Origin of the sequence: Rhodocyclus purpureus (assembly GCF_016653115.1) — a bacterium.
Classification (GTDB): Bacteria; Pseudomonadota; Gammaproteobacteria; order Burkholderiales; family Rhodocyclaceae; genus Rhodocyclus; species Rhodocyclus purpureus.
Window position 1 is genome coordinate 1 of the sequence record NZ_NHRX01000019.1, and the last position, 16,609, is coordinate 16,609.

At 64.5% G+C, this 16,609-nt stretch carries 14 protein-coding genes; all 14 read right to left on the reverse strand.

The window, feature by feature from the left end; genetic code table 11:
* Positions 1-711: 711 nt before the first annotated feature.
* On the reverse strand, positions 712-3,393 hold the full coding sequence (locus CCR84_RS04000) for a PriCT-2 domain-containing protein (protein WP_201209899.1): 2,682 nt from the start codon (positions 3,391-3,393) through the stop codon (positions 712-714).
* Positions 3,390-3,986 (reverse strand): hypothetical protein, encoded by a 597-nt coding sequence (locus CCR84_RS04005; protein WP_201209900.1) that lies wholly within the window; start codon positions 3,984-3,986, stop codon positions 3,390-3,392. Before CCR84_RS04005 ends, CCR84_RS04000 begins: the two co-directional genes overlap by 4 nt.
* The gene (locus CCR84_RS04010) at positions 3,983-4,207 is read right to left on the reverse strand and encodes a hypothetical protein (protein WP_201209901.1); all 225 of its coding nucleotides are present in this window, start codon (positions 4,205-4,207) and stop codon (positions 3,983-3,985) included. Before CCR84_RS04010 ends, CCR84_RS04005 begins: the two co-directional genes overlap by 4 nt.
* Positions 4,208-4,394: 187 nt before the next feature.
* Complete coding sequence (locus tag CCR84_RS04015) at positions 4,395-5,825, reverse strand: integrase family protein (protein ID WP_201209902.1); 1,431 nt, start codon at positions 5,823-5,825, stop codon at positions 4,395-4,397.
* Between the two features lie 387 nt (positions 5,826-6,212).
* Positions 6,213-6,452, reverse strand: a complete 240-nt coding sequence (locus CCR84_RS04020) for a hypothetical protein (protein ID WP_201209903.1) — start codon at positions 6,450-6,452, stop codon at positions 6,213-6,215.
* Positions 6,452-6,883: a putative toxin-antitoxin system toxin component, PIN family gene (locus tag CCR84_RS04025; RefSeq protein WP_201209904.1), complete on the reverse strand. Its 432-nt coding sequence runs from the start codon at positions 6,881-6,883 to the stop codon at positions 6,452-6,454. The genes CCR84_RS04020 and CCR84_RS04025 overlap by 1 nt, the downstream gene beginning before the upstream one ends.
* 145 nt (positions 6,884-7,028) lie before the next feature.
* A complete protein-coding gene (locus CCR84_RS04030) occupies positions 7,029-7,562 on the reverse strand; it encodes a Fic family protein (protein ID WP_242508526.1) in 534 nt (177 codons plus the stop codon).
* Between the two features lie 80 nt (positions 7,563-7,642).
* Entirely contained in the window at positions 7,643-10,642 is a 3,000-nt protein-coding gene (locus CCR84_RS04035) for a PAS domain S-box protein (protein WP_201209908.1), read from the reverse strand.
* Positions 10,643-10,812: 170 nt separating this feature from the next.
* Entirely contained in the window at positions 10,813-11,493 is a 681-nt protein-coding gene (locus CCR84_RS04040) for a type II secretion system protein (RefSeq protein WP_201209910.1), read from the reverse strand.
* An 8-nt stretch (positions 11,494-11,501) separates the two neighbouring features.
* Positions 11,502-12,701, reverse strand: coding sequence for a hypothetical protein (locus CCR84_RS04045; protein WP_201209912.1), 1,200 nt, complete (start codon positions 12,699-12,701; stop codon positions 11,502-11,504).
* Complete coding sequence (locus tag CCR84_RS04050) at positions 12,698-13,180, reverse strand: hypothetical protein (RefSeq protein WP_201209914.1); 483 nt, start codon at positions 13,178-13,180, stop codon at positions 12,698-12,700. The genes CCR84_RS04045 and CCR84_RS04050 overlap by 4 nt, the downstream gene beginning before the upstream one ends.
* Positions 13,177-13,836 carry a hypothetical protein gene (locus CCR84_RS04055; RefSeq protein ID WP_201209916.1) on the reverse strand — a complete coding sequence of 220 codons (660 nt, stop codon included), beginning with the start codon at positions 13,834-13,836 and terminating at the stop codon, positions 13,177-13,179. The genes CCR84_RS04050 and CCR84_RS04055 overlap by 4 nt, the downstream gene beginning before the upstream one ends.
* The gene (locus CCR84_RS04060; RefSeq protein ID WP_201209917.1) at positions 13,833-15,401 is read right to left on the reverse strand and encodes a hypothetical protein; all 1,569 of its coding nucleotides are present in this window, start codon (positions 15,399-15,401) and stop codon (positions 13,833-13,835) included. Before CCR84_RS04060 ends, CCR84_RS04055 begins: the two co-directional genes overlap by 4 nt.
* Before the next feature lie 3 nt (positions 15,402-15,404).
* A complete protein-coding gene (locus CCR84_RS04065) occupies positions 15,405-16,607 on the reverse strand; it encodes a type II secretion system F family protein (protein WP_201209919.1) in 1,203 nt (400 codons plus the stop codon).
* Positions 16,608-16,609 lie beyond the last annotated feature (2 nt).

The window sequence follows — 16,609 nt, forward strand, 5'->3', positions numbered from 1 at the left end:
TTTTCCCATGACGCTCACCACAGTCGCTCTTTACGACCGCAGCTCAGGGTGGTTTGGCATCTCCGCCTGATCGGCGACACCGAGGGGCCCGCCCTCATCACTGGTACAGCATGACTTCGCGGACGTTCGCCGCTACGTCTTCTTGGCACACCGACAACTATCTTGACTCAGGGGGAGATGTCTCGCGCTAATCGTTGATAAGTAAAGGGGGCAGGCAGGCGATGCTGGCCAGGTGTCTAGCTCCATGGCGATATTGAGAACAATTCTTTTTACTGATAACCAGCCCACAATCTGCCGCACGACTTACGCCCCAGGTCGGTGACAGCCGGGACATACACCCCCGAGCCAGCGCTTACCACGCTTACTTTTCTTCAATTTTGAGTTGGTAAGCAGAAAACCCTTATCAACACAGGCTTTTCGCCATGCTTTACCGAATTACCTGATGGGGGGTGTATCCCCCCTATATAAATTTCACCCCCTACACCTACTTTTATTTTTCTTTCCTTCCCTATAGAAAATGTTGGTAAAACGGTAAGGCACCCCGAAAGCCCTTATTCGGCGCGGTTTTTCGCTTACCGACCTGTCTGGTAAGCACTGGTAAGCCCGGTAAGATTCGGAGCAGCACACAGTCTGGGGCAGGCAAAAAAACAGCCGACCCGAAGGCCGGCCTCTTGGCACGATAGATCAGGCGGCCGGAATGCCGCCCCCGATCTAGTCATACAGCGGATGGTCACTCTCGCCGATCTTTTTCAGCATCACCGCTTTGACCTGATGACCATTGACGGCATGAGGATAAGAGCCCTTCCCGTCTCCGCTCATGCTTTTCAGGATTTCCGGCTTGCGTCGGCGGTAGGCATGAACCTCAGAGGCGTCGAAGTGCTCGAATAGGTACTCGTCGAGTCGCTTGCTTGGACTTGCCAGGTAATATCTCCTGTCTTCGTCCTTGCCTTCACTTAGCAGGTAGTCACCGGCAATGCCGTGCTTCTTGTGCATCCAGCGCACTGCGTCAGCAGCTACATCAGGCAACGAGTCTGAAAAGCGGTCATAGAGGGTATCAATGCCGTTGCGCTTGATGAAATCGTTGATCCAGCGCTCTGCGTGCGTCTGGGCTTGATCCCGGCCCATTGCCTGTATCTTCGCAACCATCCTGTTCATGGTTTCGGCCGAGTACGCCAGGATCGACGCGAAGTAGCGGGGGTTGCCGACCTCGACATAGAGCTGCCGCTTCACCAGTGATCCAGATTCCTCGAAGATCGACATGCGGTTGGCAAATTGGTCCTCAACGCCGTTCTCGGTCACCAGGCTGGCTACGCTCTCGGCCGACATAAAAAGCTTTGCGAACACCTCGACACTCGCCGTGAGCTGGTTCTTCGGGCTCAGGGTGATTTCCGACTGGAGCTGCTTCAGCTCGCTCTTCACCGTCTTGAACTCGTCGACCACAAGAGCGAAAGCACGCTTGAAGTCCTCCGGCGCACGACCGACCGGCCGGCCCTCGAACATCGCCTCAATCTCCTTCATGCTTGTGCTGACTGAGATACGCAGCGTGTTGAGCACACCCAGCAGAAAGCCCTTGCCCCAGTCACTGTCAGCCAAGATCCAGAGATAGCACTTCTTGCGGTCCAGGGCGAAGCGGCTCTGCACCAGGAACTCCAGAAAATCGTCGAGGCGAGTGAAATGCTGCTTGTAGTCGTCGATGATGGCTTGCTCGTAGTTCCCGGGCACTTCAAACGGCTTGTGAGCAAGGACCACCCGCGCTTTGTCCTCGAGAAGGTGCATCGTAGCTTCCTCGGCGAACATGTCGCAGCGCCACTCGACGCCTTCCCTTTGGTTGTGGTGCTTCAGGTGGTCGATGATGACGGTGCCAGTAGCCTCCGTAACCGCACGACGAAGCGCCTTTTCTTGCGTCTTATCCAGGCCCTGAGCGGATATTGCCTCTTCGGTCAGATCAGCAATCGCCTGAGCGTCGACAGGGGAGCCGAACGTGCGCACCAGGAACTTGTACGCGTCTCCGGCCTGAAACTGGTTGAGGCTCTGGGTGTCATTCAAGAGAAACAGCTTGCTCTTCGAGCCGGACCAGAATGGGCCGCGAATCATCCGCCCGATGACCTCGGTATCGACGCCAAGTTTGCGAATGGTCTCGGCATCCGCCGGGTTGATCTCAAGAGCCTTGACCAAGCGTGATCTGATGCTGTCGGCGATCCTCTCGACGGGATCAACGGCGCCAGCGTATTCGTTACCGGCATCCCCTTCCGTCGCCAGGATAGAGCCTGCGCCCGCCCCCGGCACGTCAATCACAGGCACATGCTCATCGACTGGATCTGCCTCGGCTTGAACAGTAGCGCCGGCCAGCGCAGCGGCGATCTGCTCTGCAACCACGTCAGCACCTTCCCGGCAGGCCAGGTCATTCCAGTCGGTAGGTTCCCCGTCGAGGCTGGCGAACTGTGGCACGGCCAGATACCCGCCGACCTCCTGCGCCGCCTTGGTAGCCGCCTCAACACCTGGGTTGTACTCACCGCCGTCCTTGCGCGTGGTGAAGCGGTCATCGTCGGCGGCCAGCAGGATGATGGCGTCTGGCTGACGCTCGCGGATGGCGGCAGCAACGGGCAGCAGGTTGCCGGCGTCGAAGCAAACCAGGGCGGCATGGCCGGTCGCTTCATGGATCGACGCGGCCGTCGCGAACCCCTCGGCCAGCACCCAAACCTTGCGGCCGTTGAGTTCTTGCGGCTTGCCTATAGGGAAGAAACGGCCTGCCTTGGCGCCCCCAGCAAGATACAACTTGCTGCCGTTCGGCATGATCGCCTGCAGGCTCCAAAGCCTGCCGGTGCGGTCCTGGATCGGCACCAAGAGAGCTTGGTCGCTCACGCGCCGAACCTCGCCAGTCTCCTGATTGACTATATCCCAGACACCCACACACAGACCGTGCGCCTTGACTTGCTTGCGAGCGAGGTAAGGATGTTCAGTGGCCGGATCGGCAGCGTTCCGTATGGCAGAGGCTAGTTCTGAAGCCTTAGCTTGCTGTGCCGCTTTCTCCGCTGCGGCAGCCTCCGCCTTCAGGCGGGAGGCCTCTCGCATGGCGGCGATGTCGGCGGCGCTCAGCCGGCGCTCTGGACGAGACCAGGACCAGCCGTTTTCCTTCGCCAGGTGGAACAGGGTGCCGATACCCACCTTGCCGCAGGCCTTGATCGAGCGCCAGACAGCCTTGGCGTCAGCCTCGTGGTATGAGGCGGCACCCTTCGACCAATCGTGCCACAGCCATTCACCTTCTTCCGCGATTTCAGACTTGATGGCCATTGCGACGCGAAGCCAAGTCTCGCGATCATCTGGGGAGACGTAATTCAGTGCCGACTGAATTTTCTCGAGGCCGGCCGGCGCGGTCATGGCGGCGATGGTCATGCTGCCTCCTCGAAGCGAGCCAGCCGCTCGCCCATTTCACCCAGTTCAGCAAGCAATTCCAGGAAGGTCAGTCGCTTCTGGTTTTTCGGCCCCCCCTCTGGCTGCCAAAGAAAACACTGCTCGTCCGGCGAGATCAGAATTTGCGGCGCCTCTCGATCATGGGGGCGGGCCTTGCCATCGATCGAACATAGCTTGACTCGCTGCCAACCGGGCTCGACCTGGCTTGCGGGCCGCCTGAGTTCATCCTCGTGGCAGACCATGACGCGCTCTGCGATGAGAAATACCCCTTGATTAGCAAGGAGTGCATCGACGCCGCTGAATTTTGCAAGGTGGACGACGTACTCCGCCCAGGTATTTGTCCAGTGCTCAGCTGCAATGTCGTTGCAACGAAGACTGCGGAATCCCGGCGGCGTGTGCTCGGCTACGTACAGCAGAGCATCGACAACAGCCAACTTCACGGCAGGGCTTGCGTTTCGCTCGTTGGCGATGCAAGATTGAGTAGCTGAATGGAGTTCGGTATGTTCGCCCTGGCCGGCAACATCCCGAGAAGACTCGCCCACCGTGGCGAGTTTTTTTTCGACTGTGATTTTCATGCTGCCTCTCCTTCCAGCAGCCTTTCGACCGCATCACGCGGCCACACCAGCAGCCGATTAGGCAGTTTCCGTGGGCGAATGTTGAGGTAGTGCCCCTTACGGCAGAGGCTGGCCCGTACCGTCTGGGCTTGCACATGCAGAAGAGCTGCGAACTCGTCGGTGCTCAGGTCGCGGCGAGAAAGATCCTGCAGCGCCTGATTTGCTCGTTTTTGATGTTGCATTGAATTGCTCCGTGTTTAACGACGAGCGCATGGTAGCTTCAATGCAAGCCATTGAAAATACAGCAAATTTGATCAAATCAACGTTTTTGCTTGAGACATAAGGGCTTTTGCAGTATTCAACCCGCATAGAATATTTGCTGCAAAGAAAAAGAAGACTTAGATCATCCCGGAATATAGTCAAATTTGCTCAGGCAACTGCTAGGGCCGGCTTCCCAATCTCCGGCGCAGGTCGCGGCTTGATGCCGGCCTCTGTCAAAATCCAATTCTCAATGCGCTCATGCCACATGCGCAGCAGGTCCAGGGGGCGGATCCGGTAATGTTTTTCGGCCGTTGCGCTCGGCTTGTGCCCCATGATTTGCGCCACCACGCCAGTGGGTACCTGGCACCACTCAGAAAGCGTGCCAAAGCTGCGCCGTAGGCCGTGAATGGTCATATCACTCGGCAGACCTGCGGCGGCGAGGGCACGCTTGTGGGCGATGCGCGGCTCTTGCAGGCGCCCGGATTCAGCGGTCGGGCTGGCAAACACCCACGGGGATGGCTCCCAAGCGTCGAGGTCGTTCTTGATGCGCTTGCCGTGCAGGACGCGCCACTCCGGTGGCGGGGTGTCGTTGATGCGCTTCAACTCTAGCAGCAAGCCTGCCACATAGGGCGTTAGCGGGATGGTGCGCTCGCCTTCCAGCTTGTCCCCGATGGTTAGGGCCTTCCACTGAAAATCCACGTCCTCCCACCGCAGGCCGGCCACTTCTTCCCGGCGAGCTCCAGTCAGCAGCGCCACCTGCAAATAGGCGGAGTGCACCGGGTTTGAGATAGCGCGTACCTGCTCAAACCACGGGCGCAGCATCTCGCGCTGCAGACAATCGTCCTTCGCCTGACGCTTAGGCAGTTCTTCCCGCACCGCCTTTGCAGCGCATGCTCCAGTCTGCACCTGGTCTGCGAACACCGGCTGCTCTGCGCACCAGTTCAGAAAACCACGCAGCAGCCGAAAAGCGAGCGCGGCATGAGTCGGGCGCTTGGCCGCCTCGCCGGCCAGCCACGCCTGCACCCGATCAGCGTCGATCTCACGCAGCGGCAGCGCCAGCAGTGGCCGAAGGGCCCCGGCTTGAGTTGTGCCGTCATCGGTCGTCTTGCGGCCTCGAGTGATCGGCTTGCCGCCCTCAGCGCTCACCCGCTCATGGTCACGCAGCATTAAGCCGCCCCACTTCCCACGGCGAGCCTCAATGTAGGCGCTCCAGGCGTCGAGGGCTGGCGCCGACATGCGTTCAGCCTCAAGCTTCGCAGCCACAGCGGCCGCCTTCTTGGCCTCCGCTGCGGCAATGCGATCGGCCTTCTCTTGGCGCGGATCGATGCCTTGGTCGACCATCACTTGCAGGCGTCGTGCTTCTTCCCGTGCGGCGTCCAGCAGCCAAGCGTCGACGGAGCCGATCGTGACCCTGATGGGTATCGTGTTCAGTTTGGCGGCGAACACGAAGCTCTTCGCCCCCGCCGGCGTGATCCTGATGCACAGGCATCTCGGATCTTCATCGTAGACATATCGCGCCTGCTTGCCGGTAGGCGGCTCCATGCTCTTGATCCGCTGGATGGTCAGTTTCCTTCGTTCGGTATCGGCCCTCTTGCCCATGTCGGACTCCTCAGCAAACGGAGCAACGAAATCCGTTGCTCCTTTATTGCTCCCTAGTCTAACAACTCCGACCAACTTTGATCAACGTCAAAATTTGATTAAAATTCTATTTTTCAATGTCTTATGATATTTTTTGAGCAAACAGTCAACGGCGGACAGTGTCGAAAAACGCTATTTTTTGAGGACTCATAATCCTTTGGTCCAGGGTTCGAACCCCTGCGGGCCCACCAAAATGACACCCCCGACCAGAAATGGTCGGGGGTTTTTCTTTGGGTTCAGCGCCCTGGAAAGCCCACTGCCGGGATGATGGCTTTCAATGGCCCCAGCTGCATCACGACCTGGAACTGGTTCTCTCCCTCAGCAATGCCAATGTCGCGAGACGTCAGGTCAGGGGCGCTCATCCCCGACCAGCGGCGCGGCCTCCGGGCTAGCTTCAAGCCATGCATCAAAGGCCGAAAGATCGCCGCGAGACTGACGTTCGCGAAAATAGGCTTCCGTTTTCAAAGCGGAAACCTTCTCTGCAATCGCCGTAACGAAAAACTGGTTCATCGAGACATGCTCTTCCTCGGCGACCTGGCGAGCGTAGGCAAACAACGATTCGGGAACGCGCAGTGCGTAGTTAGCCATCAAATTCTCTCCGTTTGCAGTTGCCGCAGAAACTCGCCCGGCGTTGCCACCGGCAGCCGAAAGCGGCTGGCTGCGCCAAAATCTCGAACGTTCAATGTCACCAGCAATTCGGCCCGGCCATTCAATGCTGTTTCCAGCACCATCTCATCGGCTGGATCGCGCAGCTGTGGGCGCCACAGGTAGTGTAGATGGACGAGCTCGACGCACAAGCACAAGGCATCGAGAAAGGCATCGGTCATTGCCACACTACGTCCACTGACTGCGAGTTGTTCCGGGCGCTTGAGCACGGCCTCGTACTCAAGCATCAGCGGAACCGAAACCAGGGCCTTGTACTGACCGTTTCTCAACGCTTGCAGCAATGCGAAGGAAGCACCGAGCCGACTGCGCGAAGCGGCGACCAGAATGTTGGTATCGAGAACGACGCGCGACATAGACATATCAAATATGATATGATTCGCTCCGAAAAAGTCAAGCCACGCGTTGGTTGGCCATCGACGCGATGCACCAGTACAACTGGCCAAAGCCTGCGCGTCCGCCACTCGAACGCAGCCGCGCAACGAACGCAGATATGGCACGCTATTCGGGCAGATCGTTCAGCGCGTAGCTGGTACTACGCCCGCCCGCAGCATTCTTGCGCAGCACGCCGCGCCCCAGCAGGTCGCTGATGTCGCGCAGCGCGGTGTCCGGCGAACATTTGGCGATGGCCGCCCACTTGCTGCTGGTGAGCTTGCCCTCGAAGCCGTCGAGCAGTCGGTTGAGCAACTTCACCTGGCGCTCGTTCAGGGGTGTCGCCGCCCAGCGCTGCCAGAAGCGTGCCTTGAGCAGCACGGCGTCGAGCGTGTGCTGGGCTTGATCGACCGCGCGGTGCACACTGTCGAGGAACCAGGCCAGCCACTCGGTCACGTCCAGCGTCCCCTTCTGGGTCCGCTCCAGCATGTCGTAGTAGGCCTTACGCTGCCGTTGAATCTGCGCCGACAGGCTGTAGAAGCGCTGCGGGCTACCGTCGGCGCGTGCCAGCAACAGGTCGCCGATCGCCCGGGCGATACGGCCGTTGCCGTCGTCGAACGGGTGCAGGGTGACGAACGTCAGAGGTACCTGTAATCGCCGCAATTCATGCGGTGAATATCGGCCGCATTCTCCGCAGGAGCAAGTCATTCTCCGCTTGCAATGCGGAGACGGGCGGCATGTCCTCAGCCGCTCCCCCGCGCGCGCCATTCGCGCAGCGCAGCGCTGAGGATCTCGTACTGGCGGCGCAGTTCGGCAACGCTCGCGGGGTCGACCTCGCCACCGGACTTGAGCATCTGCTCGACGTCCTTCATCAGCCCGGACAGGCTCGTGCCGCCGATCTGCGCGATCATGCCCTTCATCGTGTGCGCGGCCCGGGTGGCCTGCTCGCGCTGGCCGGCATCGAGCGCCGCGGCCAGCGTGCCGAACAGTCCCGGCAGGTCGTCCAGCGCCATCTCGACGACGCTGCGGGCGAGTTCATGGTCACCGCCCAGCAGTTCGAGCATGGTCGCCGCGTCGAACACGCTGCCGGCGGGTTCAGGCGCTGGCGCCTGGCCCTCCGCTGCGCGCCGTGGCAGCCACTTTTCAAGCATCGCGGACAGCTTGCCGATCTCGATCGGCTTGCACAGGAAATCGTCCATCCCTGCTGCCAGACAGTCCTGACGGTCCTTCTCGAAGGCGTCGGCAGTGAGCGCGATGATCGGCACCGGCGGGCGTCCGCTCTCGGCCTCCCACTGGCGGATGGCACGGGTCGCGGCGTAGCCGTCGAGCACCGGCATCTGCACGTCCATGAACACGAGATCGGGAGTCTCGCCGTAGAGCAGCGAATCGACGCCCTGGCGGCCGTTCTCGGCCTCGCGTACCTCGATCCCTGACTTCGTCAGCATGAGCTTGATGACCTGACGATTGACCGCATTGTCCTCGACCACCAGCACCCGCCCGGACAGGCGCTGCGCCCCTTCGCCGCATTTTCTCTGCATCTTCGGATCCCCCTCCCGCCCGAGTTCGTCTCCTTCCGCGAGCACTTCGACGCGGATGCGGAACCAGAAGCGCGAGCCCTGCCCTGGGGCGCTGTCCACCCCGGCCTCGCCGCCCATGAGTTCGGCCAGGCGGCGCACGATCGAGAGGCCAAGCCCGGTACCACCGTACTGGCGGGTGGTCGAGCTGTCGATCTGCGAGAAGGGCTCGAACATCAGCGGCTGCTTGTCGGCAGGAATGCCGATGCCGGTGTCGGCGACCGCGAATTCGAGCACCGCATCGCCTCCGGCGCAGGACACTTCCCGCGCCGTGATGCGGACTTCGCCACGCTCGGTGAACTTGATCGCGTTGTTCACCAGGTTGCCGAGCATCTGGCGCAGGCGCACGGTATCACCGCGGTAACGCCGTCCTGCCGCCACCTGGCTTGCCGACTCGATGCGCAAGCCCTTGGCGATGGCTGATTCGCCGAACAGCGCGTGAATTTCCTGAATGATCTGCGCGGGAGCGAAAACCATGGCTTCGAGTTCTATCCTGTCCTCCTCGACCTTCGACAGGTCGAGGATGTCGTTGAGCAAGGCGAGCAGCATCTCGCCGGAATTCAGGATGGTACGCGCGCACCTGCCGCGCTCCTCGTCGCTGATACCGGGAAGTAGCAGCACCTGCGCCATGCCGAGGATGCCGTTCATCGGCGTGCGGATTTCGTGGCTGACGGTGGCGAGGAAACGGCTCTTAGCGACGCTCGCCTGCTGCGCCTTCTGCTGCGCCTCGATCAACTCGGCCTCGGTCCGCTTCTGCGCCGAGATGTCGACGAAGGCCCAGATCGACTCTTCGCCACCGGCGTGGAGTCGGGCGCCGAAAACATCATACCACCCGGCCGATCCGTCCTTGCGCAGGAACTGTTTCTGCTGCCGGAAGACGCCGCCGGCCGCGATCACCGGCAGAGCCGCGTTGCCGAAAGCTCGCCAGTCTTCATCGCTCACATGGAGCAGCTGAGTCGGCTGATCGACGAGGTCTTCCTGCCGGTAGTCGAGCATGCGCGCGAAGGCGTGGTTCATCCAGACCATCCGCCGCCGCCGCAGCATGACGAAGCCGACGACTTCGCTCTGCAGGATCGCCTGCTGTTCCTCGAGCAGGCTGGCGATCCTGGCGTCGGCTTCGCGGCGGGCACTGATGTCGATGAAGCTGCCGACCATGCGCACTGGGTTGCCGTCGGCGTCACGCTCGACGACGCCGCCACGATCATGCACCCAGACGCTGCCGTCCCTGCCGAGCATGCGGTGTTCCGACTGGTAGCTCTCGCACTCGCCCTTGAGCACCGCGTCGACCCTCTGCCGGACGGCAGGACGGTCGTCCGGGTGAATCCTGGCGGCGAACTCCGCGAAGGAACCGATCTCCCCCTTGTCGTCGAGGCCGAGAATCTCGTACCAGCGCCGGTTGTGCACCACCTTCCCCGAAGGCAGGTGCCAGTCCCAGATCGCCTCGCGCGTCACCCGCAGCACGTCCTGCAGGCGACGCTCGCTCTCGGCCACCTTCTCCTGCTCGCGCACGACCAGCGAGATGTCCTGCGCGATGATCAGGACCTGCATCCTGCCCTGCGCGTCCTTGAACGGATGCTTGATCGAGCGGAAATGCTGGATCTCGCCGGTGGCGGCATTGAGCGTGTCCTCGAAGACGACCTCGGCCTCCCCGCGCGCCATGATCGCGAGTACGTTCTCACGGAAAGCATCGGCGATCTCGGGCGGAACGCCGAAATCACCGTCCTGCTTGCCGACCAGCTCTTCCGGCGTCGTGTCGTACAGCTTCGCCAGCGCCCGGTTGCCGAAGAGGAAATTGCCTTCGGCATCCTTCAGGCAGACGGGGTCGGGAATCTCGCTGATCAGGGTGCGCAGTAGGCTTTCGCTGTCGCGCAGCGCGTCGCTGCCGGCCTGCAGCGAGGCCAGTTCGTGCTCGACGCGGCACATGAGGCGCCGCAGGAGGCGCCACGCGCACAGCGACAGCAGGACGAAGGCGGCCAGCAGGGCCAGCGTCGGCAGGACCTCCTCGGGCCAGCCCGCGAGATAGTCGGCCAGCGCGACGCCATGATGCCGGGCACCCTGCCTCAGCGACAGCGCGGCCAGGGCAGCGACGAGCAGGTTGGCGACGGCCAGGCAGGCCAGCAAGCCCCGTTGCAAGTGCCGGCGGCAAGCCGCGTCGAGAAGCGATCCCACGAATACTCCGAAAAAGGGCGGTGCATATCCGCCGCGGCGACAAGAATACCGCGTAAAGACAAGCGGCGTGGGGACTTGCAACGCGGACGCTGCAAAACGCATCGGCGCAGACACGGAGACGCTGCCGTGTCTGCGCGCAAGCGGTCCTCGGCAGCTGCCACGGCGAGTGCTCAGGGCAGCTTGCCGGCGGCGATCATGCGGCTGAACAGGATGTTCGGCGACAACCAGACGAGCAGGTCGTCGAATTCGCCGGCGGCAGTGCCGGCCTGGGTCGGCGGGTGCATGACGAAGTCCTTGTCGCCGTCGAGGTTCTCGCGCTCGTCGTCCGCCGGCTGCCCGCCACCGAGTCCGCCGCGACCGTTCCGGCCGTGCGCAACGATCACCGCCGGCAGTGCGCTGCCGAGGATGTCGTCGGCGGAACATTGCGGCTTGCGCGCGACGCACAGGTCGCCGGTGCTGGCCAGCGAGAAGCCGCTCCGCGCCGACATGGCAGGAGCGACGCGGTAGCGCAGGAAATTGCCCCAGGCGTCCTCGCGACCGACACCCAACTCGCGCCACGGCAGCCCGCCCTCGGCCGCGCGGCAGTCGCCGTCACTCTGGCGATCCTCGGCACCGTCGCCGTCGGTATCGGGACAGGGCAGGTAGGGCTTGCCCGGGCGGCTGGCGGCGTAACCGACCAGCGCCTCGATCAGTTCGGAGAACTGCCTCTGCTGCGCGGCGGTGGCGCGCAGTTCGCCTTGTGCCGACAGGGAGACGAGCATGCCGCCGAGCAGGAGGCCGGTGATGGCGAGCACGACGGCGAGTTCGACCAGACTGAAGCCATGCCGGCGGCGGCACGTGCTGCGGAGCAAGGCGGCACTCATGGCCTTGCACCTGGCGGCGCTGCAGCCCTCAGGCAAAGGGCCACGTCGGCACTGGGCTGCGCCGAATCCCAGGCGCCGGCACCGGCAAGCGTCGTCGCCGGCGTGCCGAGCGCGGTGAGGTTTTCGCCCTCGAAATAGCTCCCCAGCTGCGTCCTCTCCAGCGCGCTGCGCGGACCGCCGCCGCTGCGTTCGCCGGCGAAGACGATGGCCGCGGCGCAGTGTTCGCCATTGACCGTGAGACAATCCTGCGCCGGCGTGCATACCAGGTAGCGGAGCTGGTCGTTCCACTTCTCCTTCCATTCCCGGTAGCGTGTGCCGCTGGCGAGCGCCTCGTCCGGCACCGCGCCGACCTGTTTGGCACCCTGCGCCAAGGCATCGTCCAGCTGCGGCAGCCCGGCGGCCTGCAGGCGCTCACTGATCCGGACGAGCGACAGGTTGATCTGTGCGGCGAAGTCGCTGCGCGCGCGGACGCGCGTGAAGATGTCGCGCGGCGTGATCCAGACCAGCCGGTCGTTGATCTGGAGGTCGTCGCGCGCCCCCTGCCTGAGGGTGACGGTGCTGCTGTCGGGGAAGCTGCCCGACTCCAGATAGCTCGCGTAGTCGTTGCCCTGCTCGCCCGGGCAGATGCCGGTGCCGGCGCGACGCTGCTGGCCGGCGAGTGGCCGGCCGGGAGCGAAGATGACGGCCGCAGCGCCATCCTCTTCAGTGAGGACGGCACCGCTGCCGGCGTCGACGACGCGCAGTTGGCCGGCGCTGTCCCAGTTGAGCAGCTTCGGTTTCGCGTTGTTCTTGAAGCTGCCGGAAACCGCGTACCACAGGCATTCGTAGTCGGCGTCGCGCAGGTCCGGCAGGTCCAGGGTCCGCCAAGGCAGGCGGCCGATGACGCTCATCCCTGCCTTGTCGCAGTACAGTTCGGCCTTGCCATCGTTGTTGGTGTCGGGGCAAGGCAGGAAGCCGGCCACCTGGCGCAGTTCGTCGTGGGAGTCGAGATGCCGCTCAGGGTAGCTCGCGGCGAAGCCGATCAGCGCTTCGCGTGCCTGCGCCAGCGCCGTCCTGGTCGCGTACTCGCGCGCCGGCGGCGTGGCACCGTCGACCTGCCCGAAGAAGATGGACATGGCCGCGAGCAGCAGGATCAGCAAGCTGACGAGCAGCGCGGCACCGCGCTGCCGGCGCCGAGACGGGGAGGCGTGCTTCATGGCGAGGGGCGGCGGCGGTCGGAACTGTGACGATGGATGACGATGCTCCCGTCTCCGGGCAGACCACGCAGTTCACCGTGTGCCGGGCCGATCGTCTCGCCTGCACGCACGCTGGCTGCCGCTGCGTGCGGCGGCCCGACGGTCAAGCGTTCAGGCGCCTGCGGCCCCGCAGCGCGGGCGAATCGGGATGCATCCGCATCCTGCGCGACCCCGTTGATCCAGGCCGTGTGGCGGCCGCTGCTGCGCAGCACCAGGCCGTTTACGGTCAGCGCCTGCGCGTCGAGCGAGTGGCCATCGCTGGTGGACGGGCGCAGGCGATCGAGTTGCTGCCGCTCGGCGGGGGTGAAGAACAGACGACCGAGCGGCTGCTCGGCACGGACGGCAGCAGCACCCAACAGCAGCGCAGCGGAAACCGTCGCCAGCAGCAGCGCCCGAGCTGCTGCCCGTGGCGCGAACGGGAGGGGACGGCGCGCGCTCATCGCCGCTCCCCGGAGTGCACCGTGATGCAGTCGATCTCGCACTCGGCCTGCACAGCCGCGCCGTCGGCCGCGGCGGCAGCGAACGGCAATCGCTGCAGGCTGCAGCGCTTCACCTGCAGCAGGGCTTGCGCGCGCTGCTCCAGCTCGTCGAGCAGCCGGAACAGGTCTTCCTCGTGCACGAGCCGGGCCTGCAGTTGCAGCGTGCTCACGTGGAAGCCGGGATCGGCCCGTGCGGATGCCGAAGTCACTGCCTCATCATTGCCGTCGTCGCTGCGCCTGGCGAGCGGCAGCGACGGCGATATCGCGTAGTGCAGGGCCGGCAGCTGATGCTTCTCGCGCAGTTCGGCGAGCAGGTCGGCCCAGGCAAAGCGCTGTCCCTCGCCGACGACACCGCGCTGCCGCAGTTCGGCAAACAGCCGCGCGCTGCGCGCGAGCTCCTGCTCCTCGGCGCCGACCTGCCCGAGTTGCGCGACGGACTCGGCGCGCTCGGCGGCGGCTGCGAGCTTGCCGCGCTCGGCAGCGACCCGCCGATCGTGGGCGAAGAAGACGGCAGCAGCGCCGAGGACAATCAGCAGCGACGCGACGAGAAGCGCGCGCCCGACTGCGCGCAGCCCTGCCGGCAGTCCGGACCGTTCCAGCCGCAACGCGAAGTTCATCGGATTTCCCTGCGCCCGACGGCGATGACGAAGCGGGCTTCCTGGAGGCGATCGATCGCCCCGTCGTCGCTGCGCAGTGCCTCGCCGGCGGCGAAGGGAGCCTGGCGGACTTCGAGGCGCAGCTCGGGTTCAGCCTCGATCGCCGCGAGGAACGCGTCGAAGGCAGCCAGCGTCCGCCGCGTCGTGCCCGCCACGCCCGACGCCGGAACGCCGCTCGCGTGGACTTCGCCGCCATCGCGCACCCTGCCGCGCAGCAAGGCGCCGTCGACCTCGCCGGCGAGCGACACGCGGCCGTCCCCGCTCGCCGTCGCCGATGTCGATGCCGATGCCGATGCCGACTCCCAGTCGATCGCTTCCAGCTCGATCTGCGGCGCTGCGTCGAGCAGCCGTGATAGCCGGAAGAGCAGCGTCTGCGGCGCGCTGCCCTGCGCCGCCAGTTCGGCATGGCGCCGGCCGAACAGGAGCAGTGTCTCCTTGTCGGCCGGAAGCGGCGGAAACGCGCTGACGATGCTGCGATAGCGCTGCCGGGCCGCTTCGGCTTCGGTGGCGAGTGCCGCCTCCTGGCGCAGCAGCGCCTCGCTGGCGAACCACTGCTGGCCGGCAAGCAACAGGCAGAGCGCCAGCGTGGCCGCGCCGACCGCGACGATCCCCTGCCGAATCCGGCGCAGACGATACGGCTGGCGCAGTGTCTCGTCGGCGAACTGCACGGGCGGGGGATCGGTCGCCAGCAGGTGCAGGAAGAGCGCGTCGCAACGGTCGTCGCCGGGCGGCGTCTTCAGCCCGCACCGGCGCGCGGCGTCCTCGATGTCGATGAAAGAGAAGCGCAACAACTCGTCGTCGACGCAGCACGCGGCGATCGCCTGCCGCGAGTCGGCGTGCGCCAGCAGGCGGACGGTGAGCGGCTGCTCCGCCGCCACCAAGCGCTGGCCGCGCAGGTACTGCTGCACCTGGCGTGCTTCATGCGCGAGCGCGCTGGCGAGGCCTGCCCGACTGCCGTCGGCCAGGCTGCTCAGCCGCGAGAAGCGCAGTCCGCCCTGGTCGAAGTAGCTCTGGCGAACGCTGCCCGCATGCACGCTCAGCAGCAGGCAGCTCTCGCCGGCAAGGCGCAGGCGGCGCAGCAGCGTCCCGCCGAGCAGGGCCTGCGCGTACACGCCGGACAGCGCCACGCCGGCCTGCCGGACGACGGTGAGCCAAGGTGCCAAGCCCTCGGGATGCGTGAGTGCAGCGAGCAGCAGGCGTTCTTCGCGACGCTGCCCACGCGCGTGTCCGAGCGAAAGGAAGCTCGTCAGCGCAGCGTCGCCGAACTGCTGTCTCAATTTGCGGCGGATGACCGTGACCCGGTCGGCACCACGCAGGAAAGGGATCGTTTCCCGCTGCCAGGCTTCCTCGGCAACATTGACGAGCAGGGCGAAGCTTGCCTCGGGGTGCTGCGCCAGATAGGCAGCGAAGCCGGCGACTCCCGCCGCGTCGACGGCGAAGCTGCCCTCCTCGCGGAGCGCCGCGCGCTGCCAGCGCCACAAGCTGAGGCGCGCGGAATCGAGGTGGAGCAGGCAGCGCTTCGCCATGGTTCATACCGGGAGGTGGGCGATCACGTCGTACACCGGACCGAGCACGGCGATCATGATCCAGCCGAGCAGTCCGCCGAGGACGACGGTGAGCAGCGGCTCGATCAACTGCTGCACCTTCTCGACCGCTTCGCGGACGTCGCGGTTGTAGAAGTAGCTGACGTTGCCGAGCGCACGATCGAGGTCACCGGTGTTCTCGCCGATGCGCAGCATGCGGATCACCAGCGGCGGGAACAGCCCGGCCGCCTCGAACGCCGCGCTGACGCTGCGCCCCTCGCTGATCAGCTGCTCGGCCTCTTCAACCCCCGCGCGGATCGCGAGGTTGCCGAGCACCTCGCGCGTGCTGCGCAGGGCCTCGGTCAACGGGATTCCTGCTGCGTAGAGCATCGCCAGCGTGGTCGCGAAGCGCGACAGGATGATCTTGCGCAGGATCTGGCCGAGCAGCGGCAGGCGCAGCTTGAGCGCATCGAAACGCAGGCGGGCGAGCGGGTTGCGTGCGAGCAGGAAGCGTACGAGGACGAGGGCGACCAGCAGCAGCGGAATGGCGACGTACCAGCCGGCGACGAAAAGGTCCGAGACGAAGAACAGGGCGCGCGTCTGCAGGGGCAGCTGCTGTCCCATGTTGCTCACGAAAGCCTTCAGCTGCGGCACCAGATGGATCATCAGGAAGGAGGTCGCAGCGATGACGATGGCGCCGACGAAGGCCGGATAGAGAAGGACCTTCTTCGTCTGCGCCGCGAGTTCGTCTTCCCATTTGAGGGACTCGCAGACCCTCTCCAGCACTTCGGGCAGGCAGCCCGAGTTCTCGCCGGCGCCGACCAGGCTGACGAACACCGGATCGAAGACCCGGCCCTGCGCCGCCATCGCCTGCGACAGGGTCTGCCCGCCTTCGATGGCCTCGATCAGGCCGGCGACGACCTCGCGGAAACGCGGCTGCTCCAGGCTGTCGCGCAGGTCGCGCAAGCCGTCGAGCAGGCTCACCCCGGCGCGCGCGAGCTGTTCGAGGTGGAAGCAGAAGTTGATCAGCTCGCGCCGCGGCGGGCGCCGGCTGCGCCGGGAAGCTGCCTCGCCGAGCGGCTTGCCGTCGATCAGATCCAGTTCCATGCGGCGCAGGCGCAGGTCGAGGTCGGCGAGATTGGCAGCATCGATGCGCCCGAGCGTGCTGCGTCCGTGGGCATCGATCGCGCGGTAGCTGAAGGTCGGCATCG

Excerpts from the sequence above, each read along its gene's own strand:
- CCR84_RS04000 (WP_201209899.1), bottom strand. The coding sequence starts at position 3,393 with ATGACCATCGCCGCCATGACCGCGCCGGCCGGCCTCGAGAAAATTCAG.
- CCR84_RS04005 (WP_201209900.1), bottom strand. The coding sequence starts at position 3,986 with ATGAAAATCACAGTCGAAAAAAAACTCGCCACGGTGGGCGAGTCTTCT.
- CCR84_RS04010 (WP_201209901.1), bottom strand. The coding sequence starts at position 4,207 with ATGCAACATCAAAAACGAGCAAATCAGGCGCTGCAGGATCTTTCTCGC.
- CCR84_RS04015 (WP_201209902.1), bottom strand. The coding sequence starts at position 5,825 with ATGGGCAAGAGGGCCGATACCGAACGAAGGAAACTGACCATCCAGCGG.
- CCR84_RS04020 (WP_201209903.1), bottom strand. The coding sequence starts at position 6,452 with ATGGCTAACTACGCACTGCGCGTTCCCGAATCGTTGTTTGCCTACGCT.
- CCR84_RS04025 (WP_201209904.1), bottom strand. The coding sequence starts at position 6,883 with ATGTCGCGCGTCGTTCTCGATACCAACATTCTGGTCGCCGCTTCGCGC.
- CCR84_RS04045 (WP_201209912.1), bottom strand. The coding sequence starts at position 12,701 with ATGAAGCACGCCTCCCCGTCTCGGCGCCGGCAGCGCGGTGCCGCGCTG.
- CCR84_RS04050 (WP_201209914.1), bottom strand. The coding sequence starts at position 13,180 with ATGAGCGCGCGCCGTCCCCTCCCGTTCGCGCCACGGGCAGCAGCTCGG.
- CCR84_RS04055 (WP_201209916.1), bottom strand. The coding sequence starts at position 13,836 with ATGAACTTCGCGTTGCGGCTGGAACGGTCCGGACTGCCGGCAGGGCTG.
- CCR84_RS04060 (WP_201209917.1), bottom strand. The coding sequence starts at position 15,401 with ATGGCGAAGCGCTGCCTGCTCCACCTCGATTCCGCGCGCCTCAGCTTG.
- CCR84_RS04065 (WP_201209919.1), bottom strand. The coding sequence starts at position 16,607 with ATGCCGACCTTCAGCTACCGCGCGATCGATGCCCACGGACGCAGCACG.